The following is a 19,716-nucleotide window of genomic DNA, read 5'->3' on the forward strand; positions in this document are numbered from 1 at the left end:
AAAAGCATGTCGAAAGTATTAATTATAGGTGGTGGAATAGTAGGTCTAACTTCAGCATATTATTTGCAGAAAAGGGGTTATGAAGTAACAATTTTGGATAAAGGAGATATTGCCGACAACTGTTCATTTGGTAATGCAGGGATGATTGTGCCCAGCCATTTTGTTCCTTTGGCAGCACCAGGGATGATCAAGCAGGGAATCCGTTGGATGTTCGATAGCAAAAGTCCTTTTTATGTGCGCCCGTCTTTAAATGCAAACCTTGTTAGCTGGGGGTTGAAATTTATGAAACATGCTACGACAAAACATGTAAGCCAGGCGGCCGTGCCATTACGCGATTTATCTTTACTCAGCAAAAAACTATATGAAGGCTTAGCCAAAGAGCCTGATTTCGAATTCGAATTAACCAAAAATGGTATCCTGGCATTTTATAAAACGGAAAAAGCAGCGGAAGAAGAAGCGCATTTGGCTGCAAGGGCAATAGAACTTGGCTTGGATATGGCTGTACTAACTGCCGATGAATGCCGCGCTTTGCAGCCAGATTTAAAATTGGATGTTTTAGGAGCAGTGCACTATCGTTGCGATGCACATCTTTATCCAACAAAATTGATGAATGCCTTACTTAAGTATTTATTAAATAATGGCGTTAATATACAGCGTAATAAAGAAGTTGATAAAATAGAGACCTCTGGCAATCGCATTACGAAGGTTTTTACTGGCAACACCGCTTGGGAAGCAGATGAGTATATTTTGGCGGCCGGTTCCTGGTCACCCGCAGTAGCTAAAATGGCTGATGTTAAAATTTCTTTAATGCCAGGTAAAGGTTATTCTTTTATGGAACCAGAACCTCAGCAGCGTGTAACGATCCCGGCATTATTATGCGAAGCCAGGGTAGCCATCACACCGATGAACGGTCAGCTTAGATATGGTGGAACAATGGAGTTGGATAAGATTAATACCCGCATTAATATGCAACGGGTTAAAGGGATTGTAGAATCGGTTCCGGCATATTTCCCCGATTTAAAACCTGCAGTTCCTGCAGAAAAAGATATCTGGTATGGTTTCCGTCCATCATCACCTGATGGTTTGCCCTATATTGGCAGATGCAAAAAGAGAGAAAACCTGATTATTGCAACTGGCCACGGCATGATGGGATTAAGTTTAGGACCAGCAACAGGTTTGTTGGTTAGCCAGATTGTTTCTGGCATAGCCACTGATATCAAAATGGAACCATACGCATTGGTTCGATAATCTTATTAAATAATCAGTTTACATTGGTCGGGATTTGTAATCCCGACTTTAACTTTTACTAGGTCCGGATTATAAATCCAGACAGCCATATTCCGAAGCAATTCCTTTTCTTTTCTGCTTCACCTGTAAACATAGCTTCATCATCTTAATAACTAGATTAATAGTGATTGTTGAGCAGCAGGATTGTTCTTTAAATCCGTCATATTTTATCAATTTGTAGCAGTATTTTAACCTTGTTTATGTTTTATTGGTTTATTTGAGTTAATATTTATATATTCAATTCATAATCAGCAACCAAACCAAACTAACTGGATCATGAAAGTATTACCATTTACCATGCTTGTTCCCGACGACAAGAGTGTGATATCGGAACAAATTGAATCGCCTTATTTTTACCAGTACCTGCATCGCCACGATGAATGGCAGATCACGTATATAGAAAAAGGAGAGGGGACATTAATTGCAGGCAATGACATGCATGCTTTCCGATCGGGTGATATTTTTTTAATTGGGGCAAAACTCCCACATCTATTTAAAAGCAACCCTGAATATTTCTCTTCAGATAGCAATAAAACAATTAAAGCATGTTCTATTTACTTTAATCCCAACGGTATTTTAGCTGCGCTATTTAATCTGCCTGAAATGAAGCTGGCCAGTGCGTTTCTAGCTAAAAACAAACATGGTTTCAAAGTTCCGGCGGCATTTACTAAAAATATGGTAAGCAAAATGCTCCATGTGCACCAGGCAGCAGGAGTAGACGTATTGTTTAACTTTCTAAAATTGGTTAACAGTCTTCAGGATTTAAATGAAAATGTTGAGCCATTATGTTCTGATATGTATTCTTCTAACGTAACCGAAAATGAAGGTATGCGTTTGAGTAAGATCATTAACTTCATTACTGAGAACTACAACAGTCAAATTTCATTAGAAGATGTAGCCAATGCTGCATTTATGACACCACAGGCTTTTTGCAGGTATTTCAAAAAACATACCGGACATACTTTCGTCTCATTTTTAAATGAAGTAAGAATTAACGATGCCTGTAAAAGTCTGATATCAGGCGAAAAAGCCGATTGTATTTCAGGTGTGGCTTATAAAGCAGGCTTTAATAGCATTACCAATTTTAACCGGGTATTTAAAAGCATTATCGGGCAATCGCCAAGAGCATATATCGATACTTATAATAGTGTAAGCAGGGTAAGCTATATAGGCGCTTAATCAAAAAACAAACATTTTTTATATTATTTAAGCTAACCATTTTTTCAAATGGAGGCAAATGCTATTTGCCTGTTTTAACCCAACCACATGCCAAACAAATTAAGTTTTTTTGCCCTTTTTTTAATGCTGGGCCTGTTCTCTGGCCCTGGTGCATCTGCCCAGACTTCAAAAGAGAGTTTATACGAACAAACCAGCGAAATGGGTACGCTGATTGTCAGTTACCAGAGGGATATGGATGCCATCAACGATTTTTACTATCCTTATTCCGCAGGAGGCTTTTACTCTTATCCGAAAGAAACCTTTAAAAGTCCGGTACAAAGAAAACGCCTTCAGGATATCAATAATGATTATTTAAGCAAGTTAAAAACTGCAAACTTTGAAAACTTCAGCATTTATGGCAAGGTAGATTATATTCTCCTTAAAAAACAGATAGAATCGTCGGTTTGGCTTTTAGGTAAAGAAGACGCAGATTATAAGGCCCTATCAAAGTATTTTACCTTCGCCGATGCGATTTATGCACTCGAAAATTTAAGAAGAAGGGGTACCTATAAAGATGGTGCTTTGCTGGCTGCCCAGATAGATGAAATAGCAAAGCAGGTTGATACCCTAAATCTAAATTTCAAAAAAGGATCACTAAAACCCGATCAGCTTAAAATGGCAAAGGCCATAAGCTTAAGTTTGAAAGACCGTTTAAAAGGTTTCTACCAATTTTATATGGATTATGAGCCTGGTTTTACCTGGTGGGTGCCTAAACCTTACGAAAAGTTAGACCTTGCTTTAACCAATTATGCTAAACTGTTTAACGGTAATGATGATACTGAACTTATTGTTAAATCAAATAAACCAGAAATTAAAGGAACACCTATTGGTAGGGAAGAACTCATCAGGCAACTGAATGCTGAGCTTATACCATACACACCCGAAGAATTGATCAAACTTGCCGAAAAAGAATTTAAATTTTGCGATGAAGAGCTTTTGAGGGCATCAGCCGCGATGGGTTTTGGTAATGATTGGAAGAAAGCGCAGGAAAAGATTAAAAACAGCTATGTGCCTTTAGGTAAACAGCCCGAATTGATTGTGAAATTACAGGATGATGCCTTAAATTTTATCAAAGCCAACGATCTGATCAATATTCCGGCACTTGCTGAAGAAACCTGGGGTATGGTCATGATGTCGGCCGAACGCCAATTGGTGAATCCGTTTTTTACAGGCGGACGCGAAATCAGTATTTCTTATCCAACCAATACGATGGAGGAAGATGATAAGTTAATGAGTATGCGGGGTAACAATCCTTATTTTTCAAGGGGAACGGTACAGCACGAACTCTTGCCAGGCCACCATTACCAGTATTTTATGAATAGCCGTTATAAAAGCTATCGCGATCCTTTTAAAACGCCTTTCAGCGTGGAAGGCTGGCCATTATACTGGGAACTTTTGCTTTACGATAAAGGTTTTGCCAAAACACCAGAAGAAAAAATGGGCATGCTTTTCTGGCGGATGCACCGATGTGCGAGAATTCTTTTTTCGCTGAACTTTCACCTCGGAAAATGGACCCCTCAGCAATGTGTCGATTTCCTGGTTGACCGTGTAGGACACGAACGTGCCAATGCCGAAGGCGAAGTGCGCAGGTCTTTCAAAGGCGATTATAGTCCCCTTTACCAAGTTGCTTATCTCACTGGCGGCCTTCAGCTCTTTGCACTAAAAAAAGAACTGGTAGATAATGGTAAAATGAGCTTTAAAGATTTTCATGATGCCGTAATAAAACAAAACTTAATCCCTGTAGAAATGATCAGGGCTACTTTAACCAATCAGCCCTTAACCCGCGATTTCAAAACCTCGTGGCATTTTTACGATCAGCTTAAATAAATACAACACCAACCTTAGAACCACTAAGCAAACAACAGATGACTGAAAAAGAAACCACACAATTTAAACCCTCACTTAAACTGATGGATGCAACAATGCTTGTAGCCGGAAGTATGATCGGCTCGGGTATTTTTATTGTAAGTGCAGATATTACCCGCAATGTAGGTAGCGCGGGCTGGCTATTAGTAGTTTGGCTGATTACAGGCTTTATGACGCTAACGGCTGCATTGAGTTATGGCGAATTAAGCGCCATGTTCCCAAAAGCAGGCGGGCAATATATTTATTTAAAGGAAGCATACAATCCACTCATAAGTTTTTTATATGGCTGGAGTTTTTTCACGGTTATCCAAACGGCAACTATTGCCGCTGTAGGTGTTGCATTTGCCAAATTTACGGCTTATCTCATACCTGCATTAAGTGAAGATTTAGTTGCCATTGATTTAGGCTTCTTTACCATCTCACCGGCCCAGCTCCTGGCCATTGGGGTAATTATTTTGCTCACCTATATAAACAATAGGGGGGTAAATGGTGGTAAAGTAATCCAAACTACCTTTACAGTAGCTAAATTGTTAAGTTTATTTGGTTTGATCGCTTTTGGACTTTTCTTCCTTGACAAAGGTATCTGGAAAACCAATTGGGAAAATATGTGGGTTTTGGGTCCACTATCTTCCAACGGAAGTATTGGTTCTTACACTACTTTTGCTGCCTTTGGAGCCATTGCTGCGGCAATGGTTGGTTCGATATTCAGTAGCGATTCGTGGCACAATGTGACCTTCATTGCCGGCGAAATTAAAAACCCTTCACGTAATATTGGTTTAAGTTTAGCCTTGGGAACCATTATCGTAACGGTACTCTACATCCTGACTAATGTGATGTATACCGGAGTACTTTCATTAAATGATATTGCCCATGCAGATAAAGATCGGGTGGCCGTTTCTGCTGCCAACCATATTTTCGGTACGGCCGGTACTTTCATTATCGCTTTAATGATTATGGTTTCGACTTTTGGCTGTAATAACGGTTTAATTATGGCTGGTGCCAGGGTTTATTACTCCATGGCTAAAGATGGGCTTTTCTTTAAAAAAGTAGGTATGCTCAACAAAAACGCAGTTCCTGGATTTGGGTTATGGATACAGTGCATTTTTGCTTGTTTGTGGTGCATTAGCGGAAAATATGGCGACTTGCTGGATATGATCTCCTTTGTAGTGGTGATGTTTTACATGCTTACCATTTTTGGAATTTTCATTCTCCGAAAAAAACGCCCCGAAGCAAACAGACCTTACAAAGCCTTTGGTTATCCGGTACTGCCCATCATCTATATTGTGATGGGACTTGCCTTTTGCATATTACTGATCATTTTTAAACCCAAATTTACCTGGCCAGGATTAATCATCACTTTAATGGGAATACCGGTTTATTACCTGATTAAAGGAGGTGTAGTAGCTCAGGAGCCGAAAACGAAAGATGCGCTTGATGTAAAAGGTTAAAATATTAATGTTATCCATTAAAATCTAAAAAATACCTGCAAACAAGCAGTACTATATTTACCACAAAAAATCTGTAATGATCATTTACGCAACCGCAAAGAAATCAATAGCCTTTATTTTATTGAGTTTTGTTTCCGTTCAATTGCTGGCACAGCAAGCCAGGTTACAGCCATATGCGCCTAACGCTGCTGAAGTGGCTGATGCCTATCAATTATCCATGAAAATGGATACTACTTTACGTAATATTCCAACCAATAATGATATTATTCCTTTCTGGAAAAAAGAGGGTACCGCATTTTGGTATAAAAAGAATCTCCCTAACAAAACATGGGAATACTACTATGTAGATGCATCAACGGGTAAGCGTCAAACTGCATTTGACCATCATAAACTTGCGCAAAATATAGAAAAGGTTACTGGTAAAAAACAGAATCCATTAAAAATTGAGCTTGCAGCGTTATATTTTGCCGATCAGGGCAATACTGCAAAATTAAAAGTATCGGATAAGTGGTATCAGTTAAACCTGAACGATTATAGTTTAACCCATACAAACGATAGCAATATTTATCGGTACAATGCCAAACGACCTTTACAACTACGCAGATCGCGCTGGCAAGGATTTCGCGAATCGAAAAAATCGCCTGATGGCAAAAGTGAAATACTGATCCGCGGAGGAAACCTGTTTGTAATTGATTTAGCAACAAAGGCAGAAAGCCAGTTAAGCACTGATGGCACTGCCGATAAACCTTATGGAGACTTTGAATGGTCGCCTGATGGCAAAAATATTGTTGCTTATAAAATCGATCCCAAAGAAATTAAAAACGTTTATTATGTATTAAGTTCTGTTCCTGGTACTACACGTGGCGAATTAAAAACGAGAGAATATGCACAGCCTGGTGATGATTTTACCGCTTATCAGCCCTATGTTTTTAATGTAGCCAATAAAACGGCCATTAAAGTAGATGCAGATCCGATTGATTTCTTTGATGCACCCGAATTACACTGGCGCGGCAATAATAGCAGATATTATACTTATGAGAAAGTGGATAGGGGGCACCAGCGTTTCAGAGTCATTGAAGTGGATGTTTTAACAGGGAAAACCAAAAACATTATTGATGAGAAAACCAAAACCTTCATTTATGAAAGCCGCATCTACACCAGGTACCTACCTAAAACAAATGAAATATTGTGGACGAGTGAGCAAGATGGCTGGCAACATCTTTATCTGGTAAATGCCCTAACCGGAAAGCAGCAGTTAATTACAAAAGGAAATTATGTGGTTAGGGATATTGACAGTGTAGATATTGTAAAACGCCAGGTATGGTTCAGGGCAAATGGTATGCATGCCGGTGAAGATCCTTATTTTATCCATTACTACAGGATCGGGTTTGATGGAAAAGGTCTGGTAAACCTCACGCCAGAAAAAGGTAACCACAGCCTCAGCTTTTCTCCTGACCGTAAATATTATATCGATACCTACTCTCAGGTAAATGTACCGCCAGTGAGCGAACTAAGGCTTACCGAAAGCACAAAAAAGATAAGTGAAATAGAGCATGGAAAAACAGATGCTTACCTAGCTACAGGAGTTAAGCTGCCCGAAGTATTTGTAGCTAAAGGAAGAGATGGCAAAACCGATATCTGGGGCATTATTTGCTTTCCTTCAAAAATGGATCCGAACAAAACCTACCCCATAATCGAAAATATTTATGCCGGTCCGCATGATAGTTTTGTGCCTAAAAGTTTCTTGCCGGCCAGTGAAATGCAGAGCATTGCCGAATTGGGTTTTATAGTTGTACAGATTGATGGAATGGGTACCGCTAACCGCTCCAAAGCTTTTCACGATGTTTGTTGGAAAAATATAGCCGATTCCGGATTTCCTGACCGGATATTATGGATGAAAGCCATGGCCGTTAAGTATCCAAATGCGGATATTTCGAAAGTAGGGATTTATGGCACTTCGGCTGGTGGACAGAGCTCAACAGGGGCATTGTTGTCTCATCCTGAGTTTTATAAAGCGGCAGTTTCGGCCTGCGGTTGTCATGATAACCGCATTGATAAACAATGGTGGAACGAACAATGGATGGGCTATCCGGTAGGGCCACATTATGCTGAACAATCTAATATTACCAATGCGGCTAAATTACAGGGCGATCTATTTCTGATTGTGGGCGAAGCTGATGAAAATGTACCGCCAGAATCGACCTACAGATTGGCTGATGCATTGATTAAAGCCAATAAAAATTTCGATATTTTAAGTATTCCAGGCATGGGACACAGCGATGGCGGTGTTTATGGGCGCAGACGTAAACGCGATTTCTTTGTGAAACATTTACTAAATGCCGAAGCTCCAAACCCGAATATTTCAAAGTAGTTCATTGGTCATTGGTTCATTAGTCATTGGTTCATTGGTCATTGGTAATTGGTAATTGGTCATTGATTCATTCGTGATTGGTTCATTGGTCATTGGTTCATTTGTAGCTGAAACCTGTTATTGCAAACGGAACTGGTAATTGTAAATTGTAAACTGTCAATTGGAAATTGATCACTGGTTCATTCGTGATTGCAAACTGGTTACTGTAAACTGATCTCTGCACACTGAAATAAGCATTTTACTGGAAGAAAAGGATAAGAATGGTAGATTAAAAAAGATATTTTCAGTTTTACCCGAAAACTTTATTAATTTTCCATTCTAACAATCAATCCTAACATGTTGCCGAAAATCAAAATGTCTTGTCTGTTTTTAATTGTACTATTAACTAGTGCATTTGCTGCTCATACCTCAATAGATTTTTATCAGATCAAAATTTACCACCTGAAAAACGATGCTCAGGAAAAAACAGTAGATGATTATTTGCAAAAAGCATATTTGCCTGCATTACACCGTAATGGAATAGCCAAAGTTGGTGTGTTTAAACCAATTGTTAGTGATCAGAATGGAGTTAACGAGAAACTGATTTATGTATTTATTCCTTTAAAATCATTTAACGGAATTTTAGAATTAGATAAAAAGCTATCAAAAGATAAACAATACGCTTTTGATGGTAAAGCCTATTTGGATGCAGTTTATACTGATGCCCCTTTTGAACGGCTGGAATCTATTGTATTAAAAGCTTTCGAAAATGCACCCCATTTTATGTTGCCCAATCTAAAGTCGCCGATGAAAGAGCGGGTTTATGAATTAAGAAGTTACGAAGCACCCACGGAGAAATATTTTCAGAACAAAGTTCAAATGTTCAATAAAGGCGACGAGATCGGTTTGTTTAAAAGATTAAATTTTAATGCCGTATTTTATGGAGAAGTAATTGCCGGAAGCCGTATGCCTAACCTCATGTACTTAACCACTTTCGAAAATAAAACCGATAGAGATGCCCATTGGAAGGCTTTTTCGGCTGATGAATATTGGAAAAAACTATCGGCTATGCCAGAGTATCAGCACAACGTTTCTAAAAACGATACCAAATTTGTTTACCCAACAGACTATTCAGATTTTTAAGGAAGGGCTTAAAGACCAAAGCCTAAAGACCAAAGCCTAAAGACTAAAGCTGAAAGGAAAAAGGTAAAGGAAATTCGGTGTAAATCAGTACTTCCGTGGCGAAAATAACGCGAACCGGAAAGATCCTGAAACAATTTACCATGGACAGAATCGATTAGTGCGGTCGTCATTCTCGCGCATGCGGGAACCACGAAGTGCTCAGCGAAGCTAATCTTAATACAAGCGCTTTAAGATTATTCATAAGTTTTCGTTTTATTAAGGTGCATTCATGAGCACTGCGTGGTTCCCAATCAAGTTGGGAATGACGATTCCTTGAGGAATATTGACTAATAAAATTTCTGTCACTCATATTGATTTTTATACTATAAATTATCCCTCAGGATGACGGTTGCAGGGGCTTAGCTGGACATTTTAATTCTCTTCACTCCGTGCAAATCTGTGTTTCCGTGGCAAAGGTAATGGCAACTCGAAAGATCCTGAAACAATTTACCATGGACAGAATCGATTAGTGCGGTCGTCATTCTCGCGCATGCGGGAACCACGAAGTGCTCAGCGAAGCTAATCTTAATACAAGCGCTTTAAGATTATTCATAAGTTTTCGTTTTATTAAGGTGCATTCATGAGCACTGCGTGGTTCCCAATCAAGTTGGGAATGACGATTCCTTGAGGAATATTGACTAATAAAATTTCTGTCACTCATATTGATTTTTATACTATAAATTATCCCTCAGGATGACGATTGCATGGGCTTAGCTGGACATTTTAATTCTCTTCACTCCGTGCAAATCTGTGTTTCCGTGGCAAAAGAGTGTCAATCAGATAGGTTGTAAACAAGTTCAGGATGACGATTGCATGGGCTTAGCTGGACATCTTAATTCTCTTCACTCCGTGCAAATCTGTGTTTCCGTGGCAAAGGTAATGGCAACTCGAAAGATCCTGAAACAAGTTCAGGATGACGATTGCATGGGCTTAGCTGGACATCTTAATTCTCTTCACCCCGTGTAAATCTGTGTTTCCGTGGCAAAAGAGTGTCAATCAGATAGGTTGTAAACAAGTTCAGGATGACGATTTTAGGAATTGAACTATACTTTAGCAAATCGTATCTTTACACCCGCAAACTGATTTTTTTGCTATCCTGTCAGTTTGCCTTACTAATGATGAAATTTATCAAAGCATTTGGTTTTATTGTGCAATGCTTGCTGTTTTCTAACAGCGTTAATGCACAGTTAATGAATCAAACGGCTATTCCAGAACATTATGTGCTTAAAACATACGGTATTAACGATGGCCTCCCATCTAAAAATACCACCGTTGCTTTAAAAGATAAAAGAGGTTTTGTATGGATAGGAACAGAAAATGGGCTTTGTAAATTTGACGGTTATTCTTTCAAAATTTATGTAAATATTGCCGGCGATAGCACCTCTTTAACCAATAACTACATCAATGCATTGGTAGAGGATAACAATGGAATTTTTTGGGTGGGAACTATGAATGGCCTAAACAGATTTGATCCGGTGACCGAAAAATTTGAACGCTTTTACCATAAAGAAAACGATAAAAATTCGCTCAGTAATAACAAAGTCTGGTCTCTACTCATCGATAAAACAAATAAATTATGGGTAGGTACCGACGATGGGTTTAACCTCTATAACAAAAAATCAAAAACATTTACAGTTTATCAGCCCGATGCAAAAAATGCATATGCCATTAAGGGAAAATCGGTCAATGCCATTGCAGCGGATGCATCTGGCAATTTGTGGCTGGGCAACTGGAGCAATGGATTAAATAAATTTGATCAAAAAACAAAGCGGTTTACCAATTATATGCAAAAGGAAATCGCCAATCAAAAAAATCCAAACGACATCTGGACCCTTTGCATTGATAGCGATGGTATGTTATGGATCGGGTGTTATTGGAAAGGAGATCTTTTCCGTTTTGATCCGAAAAAGGAAACATTTACCACTTATGGCAGTGGGACAACAGGTAACGCTTCTGTATTTAATGTTTTGAGTTTAGGTACCGGAAAATTACTGGTAGGCGGAAGCGCGGGAATATTCTGGGTAAACACAAAACTCAATAAGTGGGAGAAAATAGATAAACTCGAATTTTTTGCCAATGGAAGCTTCTACCGCGATAAAACCGGAATGATCTGGCTCTGCGGTAAAAATGGCCTTAGTAAGATTGATTTTAACCAGTATAAATTTAATTTTATTTCAATCCCATTCGGACAGGCAGAAATCAAATCAATAATCAGTGATGAGGGTAGTTTTTGGCTGGGCACCAATAAAGGCCTTTATCAATATCATCCAAACAACCGCTCCATTACCATGCTTTCGCACAGTAATAACTTAAATAGCTTATCCAGTAATGATATTATTAACTTGTCTGTTGATTTAAAAGGTGATTTATGGGTAATGAGCGAGAACGGATTTGACTGGTATAACGAAAAGGAGAATAAGTTTGTACATCACCACCATCGTTCGGCATTGGGCAGTTTTTTTAACGAAGATGTTTTTAGGGATCTGATCGAAGTAAACGATGGCGAATATTATTTAGCTACGGATGCCGGCTTAAAAATTTATAACGATAAAACCAATACTTATACCCATTATTATAACGATCCTAAAAATTTGGGCTCGCTGAGCAATAACCATTTAAACTGCCTTTTAAAAGATGCGCAGGGAAATATCTGGATAGGAACCTACGGAAGTGGCCTTAGCCGTTTTAACCCCAAAACTAAAAAATTTACGAATTACCGGATCGATAATTCAAAAAAAGGGGGCATTAGCAATAATATCGTAATCAGCCTTTACCTGGATTCGCATCACAATATTTGGATCTGTACCCGTGATGGATTGAATAAATATGTGGCTAAAACAAATACTTTCGAGGTATATTCCAAACAAAATGGTTTTGCCAGCAATGTTTTTACCGATCTGGTAGAAGATAATAGCGGCAAGCTGTGGATAACCACCGAACAGGGTATTTCACTTTTCGATCCGGTATCCAAAACGGTTAGAAATTACGATGAAAAGGACGGTGTTTATGCCAATGAGGCCATTTGCAAGAATGCAAAAGGAGAAATTTATGTGGCAGGCAATAAAGGCATCGTTTATTTCAATCCACAACAGCTTAAATATAATAAAGAAGCGCCTGCAGTTTACTTTTCTGATTTTTCGATTTTTAATAAACTGATTCTTCCCGGAAAAGATTCTCCTTTAAAATCGCCTATTTATATGACGAAAAGTATCACCCTGCCTTATGATCAGAGTGTACTTTCCTTCGGTTTTGTGGCGCTGAACTATACGCTTTCTGAAAAAAACCAGTATGCTTATTTTCTCGAAGGTTTTGATAAAAAATGGAATTATAGCGGCAGCGAACACAAAGTAACCTACACCAACTTAAATCCCGGTAAATATACCTTAAGGATCAGGGCATCAAATAATGATGGTATCTGGAATATGACCGGAAATTCGCTCCAGATTATCATTACACCACCTTGGTACCGAACCTGGTGGGCTTTTGGTTTGTACGGTCTGGCTTTCTTCGGTATGGTATATGCTTACCTTAAGTATCGCGAGCGCCAATCTAACTTAAAATTTCAGATTAAACTCGCCCACATAGAAAGTGAGAAAGAAAAGGAGCTGAGCGAGAAAAAACTATCTTTCTTTACCAACGTCTCGCATGAGTTCCGCACGCCACTTACCCTGATTATCAATCCGGTTAAAGAACTGTTGTATAAGAATGACAATAATGTTGATACTACCGATTTAAATATTGTGTACCGGAATGCCAAGCGGCTTTTGAGTTTGGTAGACCAGCTGTTGTTGTTTAGAAAAGCAGATACTTATGGCGAAAAGTTAAAAGTGGCACCTATAAATCTGGTAAATTTGTGCAAAGAGGTATTTCTTTGTTTTATACACCAGGCCCGCTCAAAAAATATAACGCTTGAATTTAGCTGTGCAGATGAAATGATTGCTTTTTATGCTGATCGGGAAAAAATGGAGATCGTTTTTTTTAACCTGCTTTCCAATGCGATAAAATTTACGCCGGAAGGTGGTCAGGTTAAGATGATCGTTGATAATAGCAAGGAAAATGTAATCATTAGTGTGGAAGATTCTGGCTGTGGTATTGTAGAGGTAGCAGGAGAAAAGTTATACGAAAAGTTTTATCAGGATCCTGGCAATAAATCAGCTAAAGGTGGTTTTGGCATTGGTTTATACCTTGCTAAAACTTTTATTGAAATGCATGGCGGTACTATAAACTACACCAGCGAAGAAAATAAGGGTACCACCTTTAATATTGCTTTGTTAAGGGGGATAAGTCATTTCAAAAATGCCGTTATATTGCAGGAAGCCTTAGTTGATACCGAATCTTCATTGTTTAAAGAATTGATAGAAGATGAGATCAGCGCCAATAAAGTTGTAGAGGCTGCTGAAGGTCTGGTAGTAGATCACCAGCTCACCATCGAATCAAAAAGCATGCTTATTATCGATGATAATGTAGAGATCAGAGCATACCTTAATCAGGTTTTTAGAATGGATTACCATCTCTATGAGGCTAGTAACGGCGAAAAAGGCTATGAAATGACGAAAGAGCTGTTACCCGATATTGTAATCTGTGATGTGATGATGGATGGCATAACAGGGATAGAGCTATGCAGTAAAATAAAGGAAGATGTTTCCATTTCTCATATTCCGATTATATTACTGACCGCCATTTCTGCACCAGAGGTTAAGCTTAAGGGTATAGAGGGTGGGGCCGACGATTATATCAGCAAACCTTTTGATAAAGATTTTTTAAAAGCAAGGGTAGCCAGTATATTAAAGAGTAAAAATGCGCTGCAAAAGTATTTTTATAACGAAATTACACTCAACTCGAACAACACCAAAATCTCTGCAGAATACAAGGATTTTTTAGATAACTGTATCCGTATTGTAGAAGAACACATTACCGATCCTGATTTTAATATCGATACCCTATCGACGGCCCTGGGCATGTCGCGATCTAATTTATACCGTAAAATAAAATCCATTTCAGGTCAGTCTGCCAATGGGTTTATCCGTTTCATCAGGTTAAGGAAAGCGGCCGAAATTTTTATCAATACAGATAAAACCATTCAGGAAACTTCTTACCTGGTAGGCATTACCGATCCCAAATATTTTAGAGAGCAGTTTTATAAATTGTTTAATATAAATCCATCACAGTACATTAAAAAATTCAGGAAACCGTTTTCCAATCATATCCAGATAAATTCAACAGGCAAAAAAGGAAAACCATAACCCTGCTTATTTGTCTGTTTTCCGAAATATGCGCTAAAACCTCATTTAGGCCATAATCCGGTCTGTTTACCCCTTAAATTTGGATTGTTTGTACCCTTTTAAAATGGTTTGTTAGTACTACTTTAGCCCCCTAATAAGCGGTTCTATAACTATAAAATCTAATAACAAATCTGTTATCTAAATTATAGATCTGATCTGCTAACCAAATATTAATGTGCAAACCAAAATGAGAAAAAAAAATCTGAAGGAATTTTCACCTTTAAAATTCTTTAAAATTAAAGCATTGGCTTTTCTAATTATCCTATCTATTAGTTTACCCGTAACCGCCTCTTCCTTTTCTGCATTGGCAGAGAAAATGAAACTGGCGCGCGAGATTGTGGTAACTGGTACTGTTACAAGTGAAAACGGAGTGCCATTTCCGGGAGTAGCGGTTAAGATCAAGGGGACTGAAAAAGCAGTTCAAACCGATGGGAAAGGTAAATTTAGTATTAGTGTGGCAGCCACAACCGACGTACTTGTTTTCTCTTACGTGGGCTACAACAGTCAGGAGCAAACCGTTGGCGATAGAACAACCATTAATGTTCAGCTTAGCCCTGATACCAAAACACTGAACGAGTTAGTGGTGGTTGGTTACGGCACCCAGAAGAAAGCCACGCTTACCGGATCCATATCGCAGGTAAAAGGAGCCGACTTAGTAAAGAGTCCGCAACCAAATTTATCCAATTCATTAGCTGGTCGTTTTTCTGGCGTAGTCATCAACAACAGAGGTGGTGAGCCTGGTTATGATGGTTCAAATATCACGATCAGGGGTTTGGCTACTACGGGGAGCAATAACGTTTTAATCGTTGTAGATGGAATTCCCGGGCAAATTGGTGGACTGGAACGTTTAGATCCAAATGATATTGAAAGCGTTTCTGTATTAAAAGATGCCTCTGCAGCCATTTATGGTAACAGAGCAGCCAACGGGGTAATTTTAGTAACTACAAAAAAAGGCAAAACAGGTAAACCAACTATCAATTATAGTTTTAACCAGGGTTTTAGCTCGCCAACAAGATTGCCTAAAATGGCAGATGCGGCAACCTATGCACAGATCATGAACGAAATCAATTTCGATTCTAACCCTTCAGGCGGACTTAATCAGTCTTACACTGCAGATCAGATCGAAAAATTCCGTAATGGTTCCGATCCCTTGTTATATCCGAATACGGATTGGATCGATCAAACATTAGAAAAAACAGCTTTACAGAGTCAGCATAGCCTTTCTATCAATGGGGGTGGCCAGGATGTGAAGTATTACATGTCGTTAGGAACCGTTTCTCAGGATGGCTTGTATAAAAATGGCGCGACCAAATTCAACCAGTACAATTTCCGTACAAATGTAGATGCAAACGTTTCCAAATACCTTAAAGTTGGTTTATCGGTATCTGGTAGACAAGAAAATCGTGTGTATCCTCAGGTAGCTGCTGGCGATATTTTTAGGTCTATTTACAGGGCAAAACCAATTGTAGCTGCATATTATCCAAACGGTTTACCTACAACTGGTATAGAAAATTCAAACCCTGCTGTACAGGTTACCGATATCGGTGGAACCAGTAAATCGCCGACACAGGTTTTAAATGGTATTTTAAGAGCTACTTTTATTGTTCCTGGCGTAGAAGGCCTTTCTGTTGATGGTTTCTTCTCGGCTGATAAATCCAACGTATTTACCAAAAGCTTCAATAAACCTTATCTGTTATACCAATACGATCCTACGTCTAAAACTTATAACAGTGTAATTACAGGTGGCAATAACCAAAGAGCTACCCTGATTGAGAGCCATAAAAATGAGTCGTTGCTTACTTCGAATATCAAGTTGAATTATGCACGTCGTTTCAATCTGCACGATATCAATGCATTTGTGGGGTATGAGCAAAGCGAAAACCACTTAGAATATTTTGATGCACAACGTTTTAACTTTTTGTCTACCAATTTGCCCGAACTTTCGCAAGGTGGTGCTGCGGCTACCGATTATCTAAACTCAGGATACAGCTCAAACTATAACCGTAAAAGTGTAATTAGTCGTTTAGCTTATAGTTATGATGATAAATATCTCTTTGAAGGACAGTTACGTATTGATGGTTCGTCTATATTCCCGGAGGGTAAGCGATATGGCTATTTTCCTTCTGCATCTGTGGGATGGGTGATGTCAAAAGAAAAATGGTTCAGCGATAATGTTAAATTTGTCGATAATTTAAAAATCAGGGCCTCATACGGTGCATTGGGTAACGATAATGTAAAAGGTTTCCAGTATTTTGATAATTATGTATTGGTTGGAAATGGATTTGTAGCTCAAAGTCCGGGCGCCACATCATCAACCATACAACCAGGCGTTAACCTGGTTAAACTGGCAAATCCAAACATTACCTGGGAGGTAGCTAAAAAGCTTGATATTGGTATTAATGCCACGGTGTTTAAAAACTTTAGTATTGAGGCCATTTATTTCCAGCAAAAAAGATCTGATATCTTAACCACACGTAATGCATCAGTACCAGGTTCTTCAGGTATTGTAAATCCATTTAATGATAACAGCGCGAACTATACGCCGTTAGTACCTTCAGAAAATATCGGTAAAGTGAATAACGAAGGTTTCGAAGCTACTTTAGGTTATAACCACAACGGCGAAAACTTTAAATGGAATGCATCGGGCAACATCACTTATGCTAAAAGTAAAGTAATCTTTATTGATGAAGCCAGTGGTACGCTAGATTATCAGCGCCAAACGGGAGGGCCTCTAAATACTAACCTGCTTTACAATGCCATAGGTATATTTAGAACGCAACAGGAATTAGATGCTTATCCGCATGTTAGCGGTGCTAAAGTTGGTGATCTCAAATACCTTGATTACAATAATGATGGAGTAATAAATGCCGATGACCAGACCAGAACGCCATATAGCAACATCCCTCAGATTACTTACGGATTTACGCTTGGTGCCTCTTACAAAAATTTTGATGTATCAATCTTATTGGCTGGACAAGCACAGGTAAGCCAGTATGTTCTACCAGAATCGGGTAGTGTAGGTAACTTTTACAGCAGTTGGGCCGATAACAGGTTTAGTGCAGCGAACCCGAACGGAACTTATCCGAGGGTAACCGACCGTTCCTCTAACGCCATTAGCGGTGGACAGTTTAATAATACTTTTTGGTTAAATGATGCCTCATTTTTAAGGCTTAAAAACGTAGAGCTTGCCTATAACATCAAAGCCAGTTTCTTAGATCGCATTAATATTTCAGGAGTAAGGGTTTATGCCAGTGCCTTTAACTTATTCACCATTTCTAAAGTGAAAGATTACGATCCGGAAGGAACCAGCGGTAGCGGACAGTTTTACCCGCAACAACGCATTATTAACCTGGGCGCCAATATTAAATTTTAAACATCATGAAAATCAAATCAATATATATAACACTTTTAGGCCTATCCCTTATTTCAGGGAGTATGGTGGGCTGTAAAAAAGAAATTTTAAACGTAGAACCAACCGATATTCTTTTGCCTGCTACCATCGAAAGTGATACAACAGCATTAGAGGCTTATATAACCAACCGATACCTGGGTACACGCTTGCAGGATAAGGAAGGTGACGGATCTGTGCCAGGTTTTGGTAGAGGTTTTGAGTATAGCATGTGGAGTTCTTTTACCGATGAATCTGTTTATAATAATGATGATGCCACCTGGTTGATCCAGAGAGGACAGTTGGCACCTGAAAATTTAGGAAGTGCAGGTGTATATTGGGGTAGGAGTTATCGCGGTATTAGAGAATGTAATTATGCACTATCAGTACTGTCAAAAATTGCAATGAGTGCAACACATAAAAAACAGTTGGTAGCCGAAATTAAATTTATCAGGGCTTTTCGTTATCAGGATTTAATCAGAAACTATGGTCGTGTTGTTTTGATGGGCGATAAGATAACCGAACTTTCGGATAATCTACAAGATCCGGCATTATTTGAACGTGCCTCAATTAAAGATTGTATAGATTATGTGGCCGCTCAGCTAGATCAGGCTGCTGCAGATTTACCTTTGGATAATAGTAGTGGCTGGTTAACTGGTAGAGCTACCAAAGGCGCTGCATTAGCACTTAAATCGCGTTTGCTGTTGTATGCGGCAAGCCCGTTATATAATGCAGGTACCTGGCAGGCAGCTGTTACCGCAGCACAAGCCGTTATTTCTTTAAATAAGTATGGAATATATACCGGTGGATACGCCAACTTGTTTTTAACCGACCAAAGCAATGAAGTTATTTTTGCAAGGTTGTTTACCAAAAATGCCAACCACACCCATTTAGAAATTGCAAACGGACCAAACGGATATGGCGGTTGGGGCGGAAATTTACCGATGCAGAACCTGGTAGACGATTATGAAATGGCCAACGGTAAACCGATTACCGATCCTACTTCTGGTTATGATAGCAATGAGCCTTACAAAGGCCGCGACCCACGCTTTGCCGCAACCATTTTATACAATGGCGCCGCATACCGCGAGCGTAATATAGAAACCTTTGTTCCCGGAGGAAAAGACAGTAAAGATGGAATTGATAACTGGAATACCAGTAAAACCGGCTATTACCTTAAAAAATATATGAATGATGCCTATCCATTGCAAAACCCTTGGGGCAATGCAGGTTTCCAGCCATGGATATATTTTAGATATGCAGAAATTTTGCTTAACTATGCTGAAGCAGCCAACGAAGCTTATGGACCTGACGCTGTTCCATCCGGATCTTCAATGTCGGCCAGACAAGCCATCAATATGGTAAGAGCAAGGCCAGGGGTTAATATGCCTGAATTAGCTGTTGGACTTACGCAGACACAAATGCGTGATGCCGTTCGTTACGAACGTAGGGTAGAACTTGCTTTCGAAGAACATCGTTTTTATGATGTGAGAAGATGGAAAATTGCAGATGTAACCGAAAACAAACCTGCTGGCGGAATGATTATTACCAAAACCGGTACCGGTTTTACTTATACGCCTAAAGTTGCTTTGGATGGTCGTAAGTTTGAAACCAAACACTATTGGTTACCTATCCCTAGGGCCGAAATTTTGGCATCAGGTGGTAAACTACAGCAAAACCCTGGTTATTAATAAA

Annotated in this window: 9 protein-coding genes; all 9 read left to right on the plus strand. The window is 39.1% G+C overall.

Annotated features, from left to right (window positions below; all coding sequences use genetic code 11):
• The first annotated feature begins 6 nt into the window (after positions 1-6).
• Entirely contained in the window at positions 7-1,248 is a 1,242-nt protein-coding gene (locus OQX63_RS05655; RefSeq protein WP_265849916.1) for an NAD(P)/FAD-dependent oxidoreductase, read from the plus strand.
• 315 nt (positions 1,249-1,563) lie between these two features.
• Positions 1,564-2,466 carry an AraC family transcriptional regulator gene (locus OQX63_RS05660; protein ID WP_265849917.1) on the plus strand — a complete coding sequence of 301 codons (903 nt, stop codon included), beginning with the start codon at positions 1,564-1,566 and terminating at the stop codon, positions 2,464-2,466.
• 87 nt (positions 2,467-2,553) lie between these two features.
• Entirely contained in the window at positions 2,554-4,332 is a 1,779-nt protein-coding gene (locus OQX63_RS05665) for a DUF885 family protein (RefSeq protein WP_265849918.1), read from the plus strand.
• Between the two features lie 38 nt (positions 4,333-4,370).
• Positions 4,371-5,819 carry an APC family permease gene (locus OQX63_RS05670; protein ID WP_265849919.1) on the plus strand — a complete coding sequence of 483 codons (1,449 nt, stop codon included), beginning with the start codon at positions 4,371-4,373 and terminating at the stop codon, positions 5,817-5,819.
• Between the two features lie 76 nt (positions 5,820-5,895).
• Entirely contained in the window at positions 5,896-8,190 is a 2,295-nt protein-coding gene (locus OQX63_RS05675) for a S9 family peptidase (protein WP_265849920.1), read from the plus strand.
• A 354-nt stretch (positions 8,191-8,544) separates the two neighbouring features.
• A complete protein-coding gene (locus OQX63_RS05680) occupies positions 8,545-9,312 on the plus strand; it encodes an NIPSNAP family protein (protein WP_265849922.1) in 768 nt (255 codons plus the stop codon).
• A 1,154-nt stretch (positions 9,313-10,466) separates the two neighbouring features.
• A complete protein-coding gene (locus OQX63_RS05685) occupies positions 10,467-14,594 on the plus strand; it encodes a two-component regulator propeller domain-containing protein (RefSeq protein WP_265849923.1) in 4,128 nt (1,375 codons plus the stop codon).
• Between the two features lie 226 nt (positions 14,595-14,820).
• Entirely contained in the window at positions 14,821-18,006 is a 3,186-nt protein-coding gene (locus OQX63_RS05690; RefSeq protein WP_265849924.1) for a SusC/RagA family TonB-linked outer membrane protein, read from the plus strand.
• Positions 18,007-18,011: 5 nt separating this feature from the next.
• Entirely contained in the window at positions 18,012-19,712 is a 1,701-nt protein-coding gene (locus OQX63_RS05695; RefSeq protein ID WP_265849925.1) for a RagB/SusD family nutrient uptake outer membrane protein, read from the plus strand.
• Positions 19,713-19,716 lie beyond the last annotated feature (4 nt).

It is taken from the genome of Pedobacter sp. PF22-3 (genome assembly GCF_026239555.1).
Taxonomy (GTDB): Bacteria; Bacteroidota; Bacteroidia; order Sphingobacteriales; family Sphingobacteriaceae; genus Pedobacter.

Excerpts from the sequence above, each read along its gene's own strand:
- OQX63_RS05655 (WP_265849916.1), top strand. The coding sequence starts at position 7 with ATGTCGAAAGTATTAATTATAGGTGGTGGAATAGTAGGTCTAACTTCA.
- OQX63_RS05660 (WP_265849917.1), top strand. The coding sequence starts at position 1,564 with ATGAAAGTATTACCATTTACCATGCTTGTTCCCGACGACAAGAGTGTG.
- OQX63_RS05665 (WP_265849918.1), top strand. The coding sequence starts at position 2,554 with ATGCCAAACAAATTAAGTTTTTTTGCCCTTTTTTTAATGCTGGGCCTG.
- OQX63_RS05670 (WP_265849919.1), top strand. The coding sequence starts at position 4,371 with ATGACTGAAAAAGAAACCACACAATTTAAACCCTCACTTAAACTGATG.
- OQX63_RS05675 (WP_265849920.1), top strand. The coding sequence starts at position 5,896 with ATGATCATTTACGCAACCGCAAAGAAATCAATAGCCTTTATTTTATTG.
- OQX63_RS05680 (WP_265849922.1), top strand. The coding sequence starts at position 8,545 with ATGTCTTGTCTGTTTTTAATTGTACTATTAACTAGTGCATTTGCTGCT.
- OQX63_RS05685 (WP_265849923.1), top strand. The coding sequence starts at position 10,467 with ATGATGAAATTTATCAAAGCATTTGGTTTTATTGTGCAATGCTTGCTG.
- OQX63_RS05690 (WP_265849924.1), top strand. The coding sequence starts at position 14,821 with ATGAGAAAAAAAAATCTGAAGGAATTTTCACCTTTAAAATTCTTTAAA.
- OQX63_RS05695 (WP_265849925.1), top strand. The coding sequence starts at position 18,012 with ATGAAAATCAAATCAATATATATAACACTTTTAGGCCTATCCCTTATT.